This window comes from Rhodococcus sp. 14-2470-1a (assembly GCF_002259425.1).
Lineage (GTDB): Bacteria > Actinomycetota > Actinomycetes > Mycobacteriales > Mycobacteriaceae > Rhodococcoides > Rhodococcoides fascians_E.
Window position 1 is genome coordinate 116,385 of sequence record NZ_NPFZ01000034.1, and the last position, 16,278, is coordinate 132,662.

The window sequence follows — 16,278 nt, forward strand, 5'->3', positions numbered from 1 at the left end:
TGTCCGTGAGTTCTCGCTCGGCGACTGACTGCTTCGACTGTTCAACTTTTCGGTGGCGGTTACGTTACCCGTCCGTACGTACCCGATTCGACGCGCCTGAAAAGCCCTGCTCCGATTGTGCTCCTCGTACGCCGCCCGACGCTCCTACTACAGTTGTGATCTGTGACTACCTGGGTGCCCGATGTCCTCGGCGACGGCTACGAACAGACCACCATCACGCTCGGCGACGACCCCGACGGCGAGGGGACGGTCGAAGCGACCCTCGTGCGGTATCAACCGTCGGGGACGGATTCTGCTCGTCGCGCGGTGATCTACGTGCACGGGTACACCGACTACTTCTTCCAGCAACACCTCGCCGAGCATTTCGCAGCCAAAGGTTTTGCGTTCTACGCGCTCGACCTGCGTAAATGCGGACGTTCGTTGCGCGAGGGACAGACGCCGCACTTCGTGACCGACCTCGAGATGTACGACGCCGAACTCACCGAAGCTCTGTCTCTGGTTCGCCAGGACACCGGAGGCGGGTCGGTACTACTGACCGCACACTCCACCGGAGGACTGATCCTTCCGCTGTGGCTGGACAGGCTCAATCGCAGGAGCGGCGGGACAGCCGCGCAGGGAATCGACGGAGTCGTGCTCAACAGCCCGTGGTTCGACCTACAGGGACCGTCTGCGATCAGAAGCGTCGGAACGACCGCGATCGACGTCATCGGCCGGGTGAAGGCGAAGACTCCCGTGCCGGGCACCGGCCTCGACACCTACGGCGTGTCGCTCGCCGCGTCGGAGCAGGGCGAATGGGAGTACAACCTCGACTGGAAGCCGCTGGCCGGGTTCCCCGTCACGTTCGGCTGGATCCGAGCGATCCGGCACGGACACGCGACACTGCACCGCGGCCTCGACATCGGCGTTCCGTCGCTGATTCTCCGCTCCAAGGTCACGCATTTCTCGCGGAAGTACAGCTCGCAGACCGACGCGGCCGACGCCGTTCTCGACGTGCGTCAGATCGCACGGTGGGCCGGATGCCTCGGCGACCGGACCACCATCGTTCCCATCGAGGGGGCTCGTCACGACGTCTTTCTGTCCAAGGAGACGCCCCGGAAGCAGGCGTTCGACGAGATGAACGAGTGGATCGACTGGCTGTACCGCAGCGCCCACATAGACCGCGAATCCGGACAGAACCACAGCGAGATCGGAACCATTCGATGACCACACCCGAGCACTTCGACATTGCGATCATCGGATCGGGGTCGGGAAACTCCATTGCCGACGAACGCTTCGCCGACCTGAAAGTCGCGTTGTTCGAGGAGCATTCGCCGTTCGGGGGCACCTGCCTCAACGTCGGGTGCATTCCCACCAAGATGTTCGTGTACGCCTCCGAGGTCGCACAGACCATCCGTGATTCCTCGCGCTACGGCATCGATGCGTCGATCGACAAGGTGCGCTGGCCGGACATCGTCGACCGCGTGTTCGGCCGCATCGACCCCATCGCCGCCGGAGGCAAGGACTACCGCGAGAACGGCAGCCCCAACGTCACCCTGTTCAGCAGTCACGCCACGTTCGTCGGTCCCCGCACGATCGACACCGGAACCGGCTCGGTCATCACGGCCGATCAGGTCGTCGTCGCCGCCGGGTCCCGTCCGGTGATTCCCGACGCGGTCGCCGAGTCCGGCGTCCGCTACTACACCAACAGCGACGTCATGCGGCTCCCCGAGCTCCCCGAGCACCTCGTCATCCTCGGATCCGGCTACATCGCAGCCGAATTCGCTCATGTCTTCGGCGCACTCGGTTCGAAGGTGTCGATCGTGGCCCGCAAGAACGCCTTGCTGCGCGGGCTGGACGTCGACGTGTCCACCCGATTCACCGAGCTGGCGCAGCGAAGCTGGGACGTCCACCTGGACTCGGGCGAGGTGTCCGCAGTCTCGGACGGCGAGCGCGTCGGCCTCGAGCTGAAGGACGGAACCCGTGTGCTGGGCGACGTCCTGCTCGTCGCCGTCGGGCGTGAGCCCAACGGCGATCGATTGGGCGCGGAGGCAGGAGGCATCGAGCTCGACGACGAAGGACGGATCGTCGTCGACGAATTCGGCCGCACCACCGCAGACGGCGTGTTCGCCCTCGGCGACGTGTCGTCGGAGTACCAGCTCAAGCACGTCGCGAACCACGAAGCCCGAGTCGTTCAGCACAACCTCCTGCAGCACGAGTGGAACGACACCTCGTCGCTGCGTGCCTTCGACCACCGATTCGTCCCCGCCGCGGTGTTCACGCACCCTCAGATCGCCGAGGTCGGGCTCACCGAGGAGCAGGCGCGCGACGAAGGGTTCGACATCGCCGTCAAGATTCAGGACTACGGCGACGTCGCATACGGCTGGGCGATGGAGGATCGCGACGGATTCTGCAAGATCGTCGCAGAGAAGAAGACGGGTCGAATTCTCGGCGCCCACGTCATCGGTGCCCAGGCTCCGACGGTGATCCAACCACTCATCCAGGCCATGAGTTTCGGCACCACCGTCTCCGACATGGCACGAGGCCAGTACTGGATCCACCCGGGCCTGCCCGAGGTGGTCGAGAACGCGCTCCTCGGCCTGGACATCTGATTCGTTAGGTCACCAGGGGCTGGTGCGCAGCACGATCTCCGTGGCGAGCTCGGCCGACGCGGCCGAGGGAATGTTGTCCACACCGTCGAGTCGGACGACACGGAAATCGCCGTAGACGAGGCGGCCACTGGCGTCGGCCCCCGGCGCCTTGGTCGACCTGCCGATCACGAGTGTCGTCGGGATCTCCACGGCCGGGCAGTCGGCTGCGCGCACGGTTCCGTTCTCGTCGGCGATGGCGGGGTGGGTTCGGTCGCACACCACCAGTGACGTGAACTTTCCGAACGTGCGTGCTGCGAGGCCCCAGGCCAGCTCCGCGCCCACTCCGCTGCCGACGAGGTGCACCCAGGGCAACCCGAGTTCGGTCAGCAACTCGAGCACTCCATCGTGGTCGAGCCCGTCGATGTCCTCCACCGCAACGGTTTTGAGGTCCGAGTTGTGCAGCCGCTCGGCTACGCCGTCGTACACATCGGGGGCATCGCCTGCGTCGGGGAGCAGCAGCACGACGTGCCGCGATTCCGGACCGGCGATGCGCAGGGTGCAGCTCCCGCCGCGGGCTGCAACGTGCTTGTGATCCATGGGATACGACGCTACTGCACCCCGATGCCGCCGATCCACAACGGACCACTTTGCTCCTCGCTGTTGCGTTACCCCGATCCGGGTTATATGGTTAGTTACATGAGTAACGAACCACTTAACCACCCGGGCTCATGGAGCTCGCACTGATGGACGAAGGTCGCCCGCTCTTCATCCAGATCGCCGAGATGGTGGAGAACTCGATCATCGACGGCGGACTCGCCGAGGAGAGCCAGGTCCCCTCGACCAACGAGCTGGCTGCCTTCCATCGCATCAACCCCGCAACCGCAGGCAAGGGTCTGGCCAAGCTGGTCGCCGACGGAATCCTCTACAAGAAACGAGGGATCGGCATGTTCGTCACCACCGGCGCCCGCGACGCATTGAGATTTCGTCGCCGAGACGATTTCGCCGATCAATTCATCAGGCCGTTGGTCACCGAGGCACGCAAGCTCGGCGTGACCGTCGACGAACTCAAGTCCATGCTCGACAACTGGGAGGAAGCACCATGAACGCCCGTCACGACCTCACCGTGGTCGACGACACTCCAGTCATCGCTTCGGTCCGCAACCTCACCAAGACCTACGGGGACTTCACCGCAGTCGACGGTGTCGACTTCGACCTGCACGCCGACAAGATCTACGGTCTGCTCGGTCGCAACGGCGCAGGCAAGACGACGGTCATGCAGTTGCTCACGGCGCAGAATCGCCAGAGCGCGGGCACCGTCGAGGTGTTCGGGATGCCGCCGTTCGAGAACGGCGCGGTCTCGGCCGACGTCTGCTTCGTCAAGGAAAGCCAGAAGTACCCCGACGACTTCAAGGTCCGTCACGTACTCACCTGCGCTGCACGGCTTCTCCCACACTGGGATCAGGCCTTCGCCGACGACCTGGTCCGCGATTTCGACCTGCCGCCGTCGCGCAAGGTCAAGAAGCTCTCACGCGGTATGACCTCCGCGCTCGGAATCGTCATAGGGCTGGCGTCACGTGCACCGCTGACGTTCTTCGACGAACCGTACCTGGGACTCGACGCTGTCGCGAGACACATGTTCTACGACCGCCTGTTGGCCGATTACGCCGAGAACCCGCGCACAATCGTGCTGTCGACCCACCTGATCGACGAGGTGAGCGACCTGATCGAGCACGTGCTGCTGATCGACAAGGGGCGGATCGTCATCGATGCCGACGCCGACGCTCTACGCCACAGCGCATTCGTGATATCGGGCGCCGCGGACGCCGTCGAGAAGTTCGTCGCTAATCACACCGTGCTGCACCGAGAGTCACTCGGGTCCATGGCCAGGGTCAGTATCGACGCTGCCCTCACCGACGCGCAACGAGCACACGCATCCTCGCTCGGCCTCGCCGCCGAACCACTGTCGCTGCAGCAGTTGGTCATTCGGAACACCACCGCGTACGGCCGGGGCGCCTCCCTCACATCCGATCACGCCACCAAGGAGTCGGTCTCATGAAACGAACGTTCGACGTCGCTCGTCTGCACACGGTCGCATGGCCGCTGATCATCGGCTGGCCTCTCGGAATCCTCGCCATCTCGTTCGCCATCTGCTACGTCATCTTCGCGTTGATACCCACCACCGACAGCGACTACAACTTCACCGGTGCGCTGTTCTCGATGTACGGATTTGCGGTGGGGTTCTATCTGCAGGCCGTGACCCAGACGTTCCCGTTCGCGCTCGGAATATCTGTGACCAGACGCGAATTCTTCTCCGCCACGGCACTCGTCGGCGTCGTTCAATCTGCAGTACTGGCGACCGTCGTGTGGATTCTGTCCGCCGTGGAATCCGCCACCGGAGGCTTCGGCGTCAAACTGCGCATGTTCGGAATCGTCCGATACGTGACGGACAATCCAGCCGTGCAGTGGTTCGGCTTGTTCGCGACGCTGCTGCTCGTCGCCGCGATCGGATTGTTCCTGGGAGTCGCCTATCAGCAATACCGAGTGAACGGCGTCCTCGCCATCGGCCTGGGCACCGTCGTCCTCGTCGGAGGTGGCGCCATCCTCGTCACATGGCAACGCTGGTGGCCGCAGGTAGGACGGTTCTTCCTCGACACGCCTGCGCTCGTACTGCTGGGCGTCGTACCTCTGCTTCTCGCCGGACTGTTCGCGGTCACCGGATGGGCAGGGTTGCGGTCGGCAACACCCTGAAAAAACGTCGGCACTCAGGCGTCGACGCCTCGCTCGATGACACCGAGCAGGGCGTCGACGTCGACGTTCTGCTCGACGAGATCCGCCAGCAGATCCAGTTGTTCCTGACGAAGCTGCCCGACGCTGGTGGCCGGCGACACCGTGAACCCCGACCGCCCGGAGAGTCGAGCCGCCCAGCGCAGAAACTCGCGACGGAAGTGGTCGGACTCGAGCACTCCGTGCCAGTGCGTACCCATCACCGACCCGCGCACACTGCCCTCGGATGTACCGTCGGCGTACGTCAGCAGCGGCGAATCGCCGGTACGTACGACGCGGCCGTGGTGAATCTCGTAGCCCGACACGGCCGAATCCGCGAACCGAGCCGACGAACCCTCCACACGTGCCAGCACCTTGTCCGCACGGAATTCGACGTCGAGATCGAGAAGGCCCAATCCGTCCACCTTCTCGACGTCGGATTCGATTCCGTCCGAAATGGTCTGCCCCAGCATCTGATACCCGCCGCAGATGCCCAGAACGGGCCGACCGGTGCGGCCACGTTCCTCGAGCGCCTCCGCCAGACCTGTCCTGCGCAACCACGCGAGATCGGACAACGTCGCCTTGCTTCCCGGCACGACCACAAGATCGGCGTCGGGCAGCCGCGACGGCTCCGTCACCCACTGAACCGAGACGCCTGGCTCGCATGCAAGCGCCTCGACGTCCGTCGTGTTGGATATGCGGGGCAGCCGGATCGCCGCCACCCGCAGCCATTGCCCGCCCACCGGACGCGACGGACGCCCCACCGGCGCGTCGGCAACCACCCCGAGCGAATCCTCGGCGTCCATCCACAGTTCTTCGCAGTACGGCACGACACCGAACGTCGGCCTGTCCGTGAGCGATCGAAGTTGGTCCAGTCCCGGCTGCAGCAACGCCGGATCACCTCGGAACTTGTTGATCACGAACCCCTTGATCAACGCCTGATCCTCGGGCGACAGTACCGCGACCGTTCCGTAGAGATGAGCCAGCACTCCGCCGCGATCGATGTCGCCGACTATCACCACCGGTATCGAAGCAGCGGTGGCCAGCCCCATGTTCGCGAGATCGGTTGCACGTAGGTTGATCTCCGCAGGCGACCCCGCACCCTCGCAGATCACCACGTCGAAATCGCGGCGAAGGGACTCGAGCTCGGCGGCGACGACAGTACGTAAGGCCTGCCGGTGCTCGATGTACGTGGACGCGGACACCTGCGCCACCGCGCGTCCACGCACCACCAACTGCGACGTCCGATCACTTCCCGGTTTCAGCAGAACCGGATTGAACCGCACGCTCGGCTCCAGACCGCACGCCGCAGCCTGCAGTGCCTGCGCCCGCCCGATCTCCCCGCCGTCGAGCGTCACCACCGAGTTGTTGGACATGTTCTGCGCCTTGAACGGCGCCACGGACACACCGCGACGCGCCAACATCCGGCACAGGCCCGCCACCAACACACTCTTGCCCGCATCGGACGTCGTACCCGCAACCAGTAGCGCACCGCCCAGAGTCGTCACAACCCGAACTTCGTTCCGCAGGCTCCACTCGGAGCCTTCACAACGAGGTTCGTTCCGCAGGCTCCACTCGGAGCCTTCGCAACGAGGTTCGTTCCGCGGGCTCCACTCAGAGCCCTCACAACGAGGTTCGTTCCGCAGGCTCCACTCACGGCAGAGTGAGAATTTCGCAGCCCGTGTCCGTGACGACGAGGGTGTGCTCGAACTGCGCGGTCCACTTGCGGTCCCGTGTCACCACCGTCCAGCCGTCGTCCCACATCTCACCGTCGATGGTGCCCAGGTTGATCATCGGCTCGATCGTGAAGGTCATGCCCGGCTCGATGATGGTCTCCACCGACGGCTGGTCGTAGTGCAGCACCACCAGGCCGTTGTGGAACGTGGTGCCGATGCCGTGGCCGGTGAAATCCTCCACGACGCCGTAACCGAAACGATGCGCGTAGGACTCGATGACGCGGCCGACGACGTTGAGCGCGCGCCCCGGCTTGACTGCCTTGATGGCACGCATCGTCGCTTCGTGCGTGCGTTCGACGAGCAACCGCGCCTCCTCGGAGACGTTCCCGGCGAGGAATGTTGCGTTGGTGTCCCCGTGAACACCGTCGATGTAGGCAGTCACGTCGATATTGACGATGTCACCGTCCTGAACGACGGTGGAATCGGGGATGCCGTGGCAGATCACCTCGTTGAGGGACGTGCAGCACGATTTCGGAAATCCCCTGTAGCCCAACGTCGACGGGTACGCACCGTGGTCGATCATGTACTCGTGCGCGATGCGGTCGAGTTGGTCGGTCGTCACACCGGGTGCAACGGCTTTACCCGCTTCCTGGAGCGCGCGAGCGGCGATGGTGGACGCGACCCGCATCTTCTCGATCACCTCGGGCGTCTGAACCCACGGCTCGCTGCCTTCGTTCGCTGTCGGCTTCCACGCGTACTCCGGTCTTTCGATCGACGCGGGAACGGACAGAACCGGTGATACGACACCCGGCACGAGTGGCTGGCGCGGCTTGCTCTCGGCGGTCACAGACATGCGTCCAGGGTAGTCGGTGAGCCTCGAACCCGATCGTCACGGCCCGATACCCCACCCGCTATGATGCAGGTCACAGGACCCCGAGGAGCCCGACGTGTCGACCGACGAAATGCCACGCCCCCGCACACGTGACGGCGTTCTTCGTCCACGTGACGGGGATGCGCTGCGTGCCGAACTGAGGCACATCGCCGACGCGTCGGGAGTCCCGGTCGTGTTCGGCGGTGAAGTCGACTCGCACACACTGTGTCTCAGCCACTTCCACGGCACCAGAACACGAGGTCTCGACGGACTCGTCATTCCGAGCAGGTCCGGCCTCGGCGGCCGAGTGCTGGATCAACGTCGTCCCGCCGCGGTCAGCGACTACCGAGCGTCGATGTACATCACCCACGATTACGATCAGCCGGTCCTCGGCGAGGGTCTGCAATCGATTCTGGCTGTTCCTGTCGTCGTCGCGGGAGCGTCACGGGCGGTGATGTACGCAGCGATCCGAGAACGCGGACCCATGGGCGACCGCGTGGCGGACAGCATGATCCGCGCATCGAAGCGGCTGGCGCAGGAAATCGCCGTCCGCGACGAAGTCGACCGTCGGTTGCGCCTGATGGACAGCGTCTCCGCACACCCCGCTGCGCCCTCGACGTCGGCGACGGAGACCCTGCGCGAGATCCACGCCGAATTGCGCACCCTATCGGGATCCGACATCGACGAAACCGTGGCAGCACGGCTCGTGGAACTGTCCGACCGCATCGCAGGCTCGTTGCGCGGTCCCGACGTGGAATCGGACGTGACACTCTCCGCTCGCGAAACCGACGTTCTCGCGCAGATAGCACTGGGCTGCACCAACGCGGAGGCAGCCGCGAGGCTGTCACTCAAGCCGGAGACGGTCAAGTCCTACCTTCGGTCGATCATGAGCAAGACCGGCACGCGCACACGCCACGAATCGGTGGTCGCCGCACGCCGGTTGGGCCTTCTCCCCTAGTAACCGGCGGGCAACTGCTCGAACATCTGGCGCGTGACCGCCACCGCGTTGTCCGAGCTACCGCCGCGTACCACCAGGGTCGCGAACGCCAGATCCCCTCGGTAGCCGACGAACCACGCGTGCGATCCACCGTCGACCTCGGCCTCACCCGTCTTCCCGTAGACCTCCCCCTGGTCGGCGATCCGCTCGGCCGTTCCGCTGGTCACCACCGAGCGCATCATGCCGCGAAGACCGTCGACCATCGCAGGTTCGATCTGCGGGTGCTCCCCCTCGATCGTGGTCTCCCGACCGACGATGAGAGTGGGCACCGGCGTCGAGCCGTTGGCCACCGTCGCCGCCGCCAACGCCATGCCGAAGGTGGACACCACCACCTTGCCCTGGCCGAAACCGTCCTCGGTGCGCTGCACCAACTCCTCGGCCGGCGGTACCGAACCGGAGTCCGTCGGCAGTCCGACCACGTCGTACTCAGGTCCGACGCCGAATTGCGACGCAGCCACCGTCAACGCGTCCGGCGCCATCTCGCTCGCCAACTTCGCGAACGACGTGTTGCAGGAGCGCGTGAACGCCGTTCCCATGGAGACGTTTCCGAGCGAGAACTCGTTGTAGTTCGGGATGCTGCGTTCGCCGATCTCGATGCGACCGGGGCACGGAACCGTGGTCTCCGGGCCCGCGAGCCCGTTGGAGATGGCGGCACCGGCAGTGATGATCTTGAAGGTCGATCCCGGCGGGTACAGGCCGGCGGATGCAACGGGTCCGTCCCTGTCCGCTTCCTTGTTCTGGGCGACGGCGAGAACGGCACCGGTCGACGGCTGGATCACCACCATCATCGCCTGTTCGGCGCGTGCATCGACCGCGTTCTGTGCCGCGACCTGGATGTTGCGATCGAGACTGATCGAGAACGACGGCGCGGGTTCGGGCGGCGTGTCGGTCAACACGTCGATGTCCACGCCGTTCCGGTTGACCGTCACCACACTCCACCCGGCCTTGCCGTCGACCTCGTCGATGACGGATTTCTTGACCTGGGAGACCAGGTCGGGAGCGAAGTTCCTGTCGGTGGACAGCAGATCCGATTCGTCCGACGCCGATACTCCCGACAGTCCGGAGAGTGCCGCCGCGACTGTTCGATAGTCCTCGTCTCGGAGCAGCGCAACCGGGTACGCACCGTCGACGGACGTCGCGGACTCGACGATGCTCTGCGCCGAGATGCTGGAGTCGAACGGAGCGAGAAGGCGGGCGAGGTTCGTGGCCGTCGCGACGATGTTGTCCGACTCGTCGGCGGTCACCTTGATGCGATGCACGACGCCCGGAACCAACACGTCGGTGCCGGAGCGCTCGTTCACCCGCGCACGCGGCGGTGCCGTCGACCGCAGAGCCATCGTCTGCGTTTCGCCCAGGCCTGGATGAATGTCGGTGGAAGTCCACCGCACACCCCACTGCCCGTCGGTGCGTCCCATACGGAGTTCACCGTCGTACGTCCACACCCGTTCCTTCGGCAGTTGCCACTCGTAGGTGTAACCGACGGTGGCCGTGTCCCCGTCGACGCGAACCGAAGTGGTTGTGGCTTGCAAAGATTCAGCTTGCAGGTTGTTCCATGCATCCGACAGCGCGGCGGACGCGACGTCCGGACGGTCGGTGTCCGCGGCCGCGGCGTCGATGTCCTGGGAAGAGAACGCATCGAGGAATGCCTGCGCCGCAGGCTCGGGTCCCGCCGGGCTCGGCGTGCACGCCACTGCAGATCCCGTCACCACGACACACGCAGCCGCGACCACGAGGCAACGACGAAGACCCGAGAATTCCATTGCGCCCATCGTAGTTCGGCGACGCCCGGGTCCCCGGCAACGAATCGCTGTCAGTCGAGAAGGACCGTCGTGAACGTCGCAACCTGAGTGAGGCCGATCCGCGCGTACGCACGACGGGCGGGGAAGTTGAAACTGTTGACGTAGAGGCTGGCCACGCGCCCGCTCCGCACCACCGCGTCGACGACGGTTGCCGTTCCCGCCGACCCGAGACCGCGGCCTCGGTAGAGAGGATGCACCCATACGCCTTGGATCTGGCCCACGGTGGCCGAGCGTGAACCGATCTCGGCCTTGTACACGACCTGGCCGTCCTCGAAACGCGCCCATGCCCGGCCCGCGGCGATGAGACTTGCGATCCGACGACGGTAGCCACGGCCGCCGTCGTTGGCACGCGGATCCACACCGACTTCCTCGATGAACATCGCCACAGCGGCCGTCAGGTAGACGTCGAGTTCGTCGGCGCGCACCAACCGGACTTCGGGGTCCGGTGGAAACTCCGAGAGTTGTGACGTGGCGAGGAGCGGTTGCTCGCTCCGCAACTCACGCGGCGCTCCCCAGTCGGCTTCCAGCATTTCCCACAGCGGAAGCGTCAACTCGGCGCGCCCGACGAGCGAGGAACACATACGTGGGCCTCGGCAGGCGCGGTCCGCGAACGACCGCAGATCGTCGACGTCGCCGAGCAGTGGAACCAGGTTGGCACCGTAGAAGCACAGAGACTCCTGCGGTCCCCCTCGACTCCACATCTCGCCGTGGAACGACCGTGGGTCGAGCCCGGATTCCTGCACACGCGCCGCGATCATGCACGTGGCAATGGGATCGGCGTCGAGCACACGGAGAACACTGGCAGTGTCCTTGTTGCTCAGTGGCTTCGCGCCGAGGAGCTTGAGCACCGTCCGTCACCTCCCGAGCTACGCGCGTCCACCGTCATGGACATAGATTGCCAGATCGACGCATGCATCGGGGACTTTACGGGTGGGACATTCGGCCCCACTTCGAGTGGTTACCCGACGGTGACGACCGGCGCTCCCGAGTCGGCGCCCTCACCCTCGTCGAACTCCTCGGCGATGCGCATCGCTTCCTCGATGAGCGTCTCCACGATCTGGGCCTCGGGCACGGTCTTGATCACCTTGCCCTTGACGAAGATCTGACCCTTGCCGTTTCCGGACGCCACACCGAGATCCGCGTCGCGCGCTTCACCCGGACCGTTGACGACGCATCCCATCACTGCGACGCGCAGCGGGATCTCCATACCTTCGAGACCCGCGGTGACCTCGTCGGCGAGCGTGTAGACGTCGACCTGCGCGCGACCGCAGGACGGGCACGACACGATCTCGAGCTTGCGTGGCCGCAGATTGAGCGACTGCAGGATCTGGTTTCCGACCTTGATTTCCTCGGCGGGCGGCGCGGACAGCGACACTCGGATGGTGTCGCCGATGCCGCGCGACAGGAGCGAGCCGAACGCCACGGCGGACTTGATGGTGCCCTGGAACGCCGGCCCCGCCTCGGTCACACCGAGGTGAAGCGGGTAATCGCACTGCGCCGCCAACTGCTCGTACGCCGCGACCATCACGACCGGGTCGTTGTGCTTGACCGAGATCTTGATGTCACCGAAGCCGTGCTCCTCGAACAGGCCTGCTTCCCACAATGCGGACTCGACGAGCGCTTCCGGGGTTGCCTTGCCGTACTTGTCCATCATCCGCTTGTCGAGCGATCCGGCATTGACGCCGATACGGATGGGGATGCCTGCATCGCCCGCGGCTTTCGCGACCTCTTTGACTCGGCCGTCGAATTCCTTGATGTTGCCGGGGTTCACGCGGACCGCCGCGCAGCCGGCGTCGATCGCGGCGAAGATGTACTTGGGCTGGAAATGGATGTCAGCGATGACGGGGATCTGGCTCTTCTTCGCGATGATGGACAGCGCATCCGCGTCGTCCTGTGTGGGGCATGCCACACGCACGATGTCGCATCCGGACGCCGTCAGCTCGGCGATCTGCTGCAGGGTCGCGTTGATGTCGTGAGTCTTGGTGGTGGTCATCGACTGCACCGAGATGGGGTGGTCGCTGCCGACACCGACGGTGCCGACCTGCAGTTGACGAGTCTTACGGCGAGGTGCGAGTACGGGAACCGGCGGTGCCGGCATTCCCAATCCGACTGACACAGTCACTTCGTTGCCTTCTTCCGGTGAGCTTCACCCATGAGTCTACTTAGAACAACTGGATCGGGTTCACGATGTCCGCTGTGAGCGTCAGCAACATGTACGCGCCGCCGATCACGATCACCACGTAGGTGACGGGCATCAACTTCATGTAGTCGACCGGTCCGCCGTTCGGCAGCCCGCGTCTGTTGCGGAAGAAGTTGCGGATTCGCTCGTAGATCGTCACCGCCATGTGCCCGCCGTCGAGTGGGAGCAACGGCAGCAGATTGAAGATACCGAGGAAGAAGTTCAAACTCGCGAGCAGCAGCACGAACACCGGCCACATGGACCGCTCCACCAACTGTCCACCGATCACCGACGCACCGACCACGCTGATCGGAGTCTCGGCGTCACGCTCACCGCCGGTGATGGATGTCCACAGATCCGCTACCTTGCTCGGCATCTGCACCAGTCGATGCGCGGTCTCGACGAACATGTCGCCAGTGAACGCGAACGACGCGGGAATCGCGGCGAGGGCGTTGTACTGGGTCGGCAGGAACCGTTCCATCGACACTCCGACCGCGCCGACCGTCGCCGACCGTCGGCCGGTTTCCGTACCGTCGGACACCCAGCGCTGCACCTGCTGGACCTGGACGGGGAACGTCAACTCGGCGCCGTCACGTTCGACGACGAAGGTCGCGGTGCCGGACAGCGGCTGGGTCGCCGCGACGACGTCCGTGAACTCGGGTGTCTCGGTGCCGTTCACCGACACGATGACATCGCCCTGCCGAATGCCTGCCTGGAACGCCGGGCTAGGTCCGCTGCACTCCGGGAAGGTCAGATCGTCGTTCTGCGTCGGCGGAACGCACTGCATCTCCCCGACCATCGCGCCGGCCGGCGGGTTCAGATTCGGTAGTCCCCACCCGACGGCCAAGGTGAAGATCAGCACGAAGCCCAGAACGAAGTTCATCCCGATGCCGCCCATCATGACGACGAGCCTCTTCCAGGTCTTCTGGCGGTACATGGCACGGTCGATCTCGTCGGGAGCGAGTTCGTCGATCGCGGTCATGCCGGCGATGTCGCAGAACCCGCCCGCCGGAATGGCTTTCAGGCCGTACTCGGTCTCACCTCGACGGAACGAGAAGACCTTGGGACCGAAACCTATGAAGAAGCGGCGCACCTTCATTCCCGTCGCGCGGGCGGTCCACATGTGCCCCGCCTCGTGCAGCGCGATCGACACCGTGATTCCGAGGGCGAACAGGATCACCCCGAATACGAACACCATCCGGCTCAGTCCTTCTGGTTCAGGAGTTCGCGGGCGTGGGCGCGGGCCCACGAATCTGCAGCGAGGACGTCACCGACGCTGGTGGGTTCGGAGGTCCACTGCCCGGTGCCTGCGTCGAGTACCTGTCCGACCGTCTCCACGATCTGCGGGAAATCGATCCGTCCCGCCAGGAATGCTTCGGCAGCAACTTCATTGGACGCGTTGTAGACCGCCGTCATGCACCCACCGAGCACCCCGGCTTCGCGGGCGAGTTGAACCGCGGGAAACACCCGGTCGTCGAGTGGCTCGAAATCCCACGTGAACGACGTGGTGAAATCGATCGCTCGAGCCGCGTCCCGCACGCGGTCGGGCCATCCGAGGGCGAGCGCGATGGGCAGGCGCATGTCCGGCGGGCTGGCCTGAGCGATCGTCGACCCGTCGAAGAACGTGACCATCGAATGGACGATGGACTGCCGGTGAACCGTCACGTCGATGCGGTCGTACGGAATGTCGAACAACAGATGGGTCTCGATGAGTTCGAGCCCCTTGTTGACCAGCGTTGCCGAGTTGAGGGTGTTCATCGGCCCCATCGACCACGTCGGGTGTGCAGCGGCCTGCTCCGGCGTCACCGATTTCAGTTCCACCTCGGACCATCCCCGGAACGGGCCACCCGAGGCGGTGAGGATCAGGCGATCCACTTCCGCCGCGCGGCCTCCGCGCAGACATTGAGCCAGCGCGGAATGCTCGGAGTCGACGGGCACGATCTGGCCGGGAGCGGCCGCGGACGTCACCAGCGAGCCGCCCGCCACCAGTGATTCCTTGTTGGCGAGGGCGAGCGTTGCACCCGACTTCAGAGCGGCCAGGGTCGGTTCGAGGCCGCGCGACCCCACCAGCGCGTTCAGCACGATGTCTGCCTGCACCGATTCCACGAGGTCTGTCACAGCTCGGTCGCCCGTGAGAACGTCCGGCAGGTTCAGCTCGGCGCCGGCCGTGGGGTTCGCCACCGCGACGGAGTCGACGCCCGTGGCGTCGATCTGCCGACGCAGCACGTCGATGTTTCCGCCCCCGGCCGCAAGCCCCACCACCTCGAACTTGTCGGGGTTGGCCGCGATGACGTCGAGCGCCTGGGTCCCGATCGATCCGGTACTACCCAGCAACAGCACCCTCTTGGGTCTGCCCGACGGTGAATCTTCGACTCGCAGTGGCTCTGGCACTCGTCCATTGTTCCTGATCGTGTCTGAGAGTTCGCTATGCGTGTGCCGTCCCTAAGCTGACACCGTGCCGTTGCCGACCCTTGTGACCGATCTGATCAGCTACGAACTGCTGTTGTCCGTGGCAGAACTCGGCAGCATCGGACGCGCCGGGGAGGCCCATGGAATATCTCAACCGGCCGCCAGCTCGCGGCTGGCAGCTCTGGAGCGACGAGTGGGCGTGCCACTCCTCGAACGGACGCCCCGCGGCGCCACCCTCACCGCGACCGGAGAACTGGTGGCGAGCTGGGCCGAGCGCGTCGTCGTCGAAGCCGCGCGCCTCGCGACGTCCATCGAATCACTTCGGACCGACCGGAACACCCACGTGAGAGTCGCGGCCAGCCTCACGATCGCCGAGTACCTCGTCCCCCGATGGCTGATCACGCTGCGCGCTCAGGAGCCGTCGGTCACGCCGTCGCTGTCGTCGGGCAATTCCGCCGATGTCTCCGCCGCCGTTCTCGGCGGCCGCGCGGACATCGGTTTCGTCGAGAGCCCCGACGTGCCCAACGGACTCGAGCACTGCGACATCGCGCACGACGAGCTGGTCGTGGTCGTCGCCCCGGGCCACGAGTGGGTGGGCCGCTCGATCACCGCACGAGAACTGGCGTCGACGCCGTTGGTCACCAGAGAACCCGGCTCGGGCACCCGCCGCGCCCTCGAACGAGCGCTCAAGAGCACCGACTCGGCCCCGCCGTTGCTCGAAGTGTCGTCCACCACGGCGATCAAGGCCGCGGTCGGGGGCGGAATGGCGCCCGCAGTGCTCAGTTCACTCGCCGTGTCCGCCGAGCTGGCGGCAGGCACGCTGGTCCGCGTCCGCACGGACGGGCTGGATCTGCGCCGCTCCCTCCGTGCCGTGTGGCCCACGGGAACCCGCCCGAACGAGCCGTCGTCGACGTTGGTGACCATCGCCATAGCGGCCACCGAGTCATAAGCCGAGGTTTGGACGCGATAGGCAATCGACGTCTACCGTCGCCGCCCACGGCCGGGCACCGTGAGTGT

At 65.2% G+C, this 16,278-nt stretch carries 15 protein-coding genes; 7 read left to right on the top strand and 8 right to left on the bottom strand.

Features of this window, described 5'->3' with window-relative positions; all coding sequences use genetic code 11:
* Window positions 1–162 precede the first annotated feature (162 nt).
* Window positions 163–1,203: an alpha/beta hydrolase gene (locus tag CH292_RS24415; RefSeq protein WP_026347628.1), complete on the top strand. Its 1,041-nt coding sequence runs from the start codon at window positions 163–165 to the stop codon at window positions 1,201–1,203.
* Complete coding sequence (gene mtr / locus CH292_RS24420) at window positions 1,200–2,588, top strand: mycothione reductase (RefSeq protein ID WP_019664218.1); 1,389 nt, start codon at window positions 1,200–1,202, stop codon at window positions 2,586–2,588. The genes CH292_RS24415 and mtr overlap by 4 nt, the downstream gene beginning before the upstream one ends.
* Window positions 2,589–2,597: 9 nt before the next feature.
* Here mtr and CH292_RS24425 read toward each other — a convergent pair whose 3' ends face one another.
* The gene (locus CH292_RS24425) at window positions 2,598–3,164 is read right to left on the bottom strand and encodes an alpha/beta fold hydrolase (RefSeq protein WP_019664219.1); all 567 of its coding nucleotides are present in this window, start codon (window positions 3,162–3,164) and stop codon (window positions 2,598–2,600) included.
* Between the two features lie 143 nt (window positions 3,165–3,307).
* Between CH292_RS24425 and CH292_RS24430 the strand changes: the two genes are divergently transcribed.
* From CH292_RS24430 to CH292_RS24440, 3 genes are read left to right on the top strand one after another with little or no spacing between them, the layout of a single operon-like run.
* Window positions 3,308–3,670 (top strand): GntR family transcriptional regulator, encoded by a 363-nt coding sequence (locus CH292_RS24430; RefSeq protein ID WP_026347629.1) that lies wholly within the window; start codon window positions 3,308–3,310, stop codon window positions 3,668–3,670.
* Window positions 3,667–4,623 (top strand): ABC transporter ATP-binding protein, encoded by a 957-nt coding sequence (locus CH292_RS24435; RefSeq protein WP_019664221.1) that lies wholly within the window; start codon window positions 3,667–3,669, stop codon window positions 4,621–4,623. The genes CH292_RS24430 and CH292_RS24435 overlap by 4 nt, the downstream gene beginning before the upstream one ends.
* Window positions 4,620–5,315: an ABC transporter permease gene (locus CH292_RS24440; RefSeq protein ID WP_094655917.1), complete on the top strand. Its 696-nt coding sequence runs from the start codon at window positions 4,620–4,622 to the stop codon at window positions 5,313–5,315. Before CH292_RS24435 ends, CH292_RS24440 begins: the two co-directional genes overlap by 4 nt.
* 14 nt (window positions 5,316–5,329) lie before the next feature.
* Here CH292_RS24440 and CH292_RS24445 read toward each other — a convergent pair whose 3' ends face one another.
* Both CH292_RS24445 and map read right to left on the bottom strand, forming a co-directional pair.
* Window positions 5,330–6,838 (bottom strand): cobyric acid synthase, encoded by a 1,509-nt coding sequence (locus CH292_RS24445; RefSeq protein ID WP_094655918.1) that lies wholly within the window; start codon window positions 6,836–6,838, stop codon window positions 5,330–5,332.
* Between the two features lie 145 nt (window positions 6,839–6,983).
* Window positions 6,984–7,859: a type I methionyl aminopeptidase gene (gene map, locus CH292_RS24450; RefSeq protein ID WP_019664224.1), complete on the bottom strand. Its 876-nt coding sequence runs from the start codon at window positions 7,857–7,859 to the stop codon at window positions 6,984–6,986.
* Window positions 7,860–7,968: 109 nt separating this feature from the next.
* Between map and CH292_RS24455 the strand changes: the two genes are divergently transcribed.
* Entirely contained in the window at window positions 7,969–8,835 is an 867-nt protein-coding gene (locus CH292_RS24455; protein WP_179278075.1) for a LuxR C-terminal-related transcriptional regulator, read from the top strand.
* On the opposite strand, the gene CH292_RS24460 is transcribed toward CH292_RS24455, so the two are convergent.
* The 5 genes from CH292_RS24460 to dxr form a co-directional block, all read right to left on the bottom strand.
* The gene (locus tag CH292_RS24460; protein ID WP_094655920.1) at window positions 8,832–10,634 is read right to left on the bottom strand and encodes a penicillin-binding transpeptidase domain-containing protein; all 1,803 of its coding nucleotides are present in this window, start codon (window positions 10,632–10,634) and stop codon (window positions 8,832–8,834) included. The two genes, CH292_RS24455 and CH292_RS24460, sit on opposite strands and share 4 nt — an antisense overlap.
* Before the next feature lie 50 nt (window positions 10,635–10,684).
* Window positions 10,685–11,521, bottom strand: a complete 837-nt coding sequence (locus tag CH292_RS24465; RefSeq protein ID WP_019664227.1) for a GNAT family N-acetyltransferase — start codon at window positions 11,519–11,521, stop codon at window positions 10,685–10,687.
* Between the two features lie 110 nt (window positions 11,522–11,631).
* The gene (ispG, locus tag CH292_RS24470) at window positions 11,632–12,771 is read right to left on the bottom strand and encodes a flavodoxin-dependent (E)-4-hydroxy-3-methylbut-2-enyl-diphosphate synthase (protein WP_019664228.1); all 1,140 of its coding nucleotides are present in this window, start codon (window positions 12,769–12,771) and stop codon (window positions 11,632–11,634) included.
* Between the two features lie 64 nt (window positions 12,772–12,835).
* Window positions 12,836–14,050 (bottom strand): RIP metalloprotease, encoded by a 1,215-nt coding sequence (locus tag CH292_RS24475; protein ID WP_019664229.1) that lies wholly within the window; start codon window positions 14,048–14,050, stop codon window positions 12,836–12,838.
* 5 nt (window positions 14,051–14,055) lie between these two features.
* A complete protein-coding gene (gene dxr / locus CH292_RS24480; RefSeq protein ID WP_373454700.1) occupies window positions 14,056–15,243 on the bottom strand; it encodes a 1-deoxy-D-xylulose-5-phosphate reductoisomerase in 1,188 nt (395 codons plus the stop codon).
* 64 nt (window positions 15,244–15,307) lie between these two features.
* Here dxr and CH292_RS24485 point away from each other — a divergent pair, with 64 nt between their 5' ends.
* On the top strand, window positions 15,308–16,210 hold the full coding sequence (locus CH292_RS24485) for a LysR family transcriptional regulator (RefSeq protein WP_256978524.1): 903 nt from the start codon (window positions 15,308–15,310) through the stop codon (window positions 16,208–16,210).
* Window positions 16,211–16,278 lie beyond the last annotated feature (68 nt).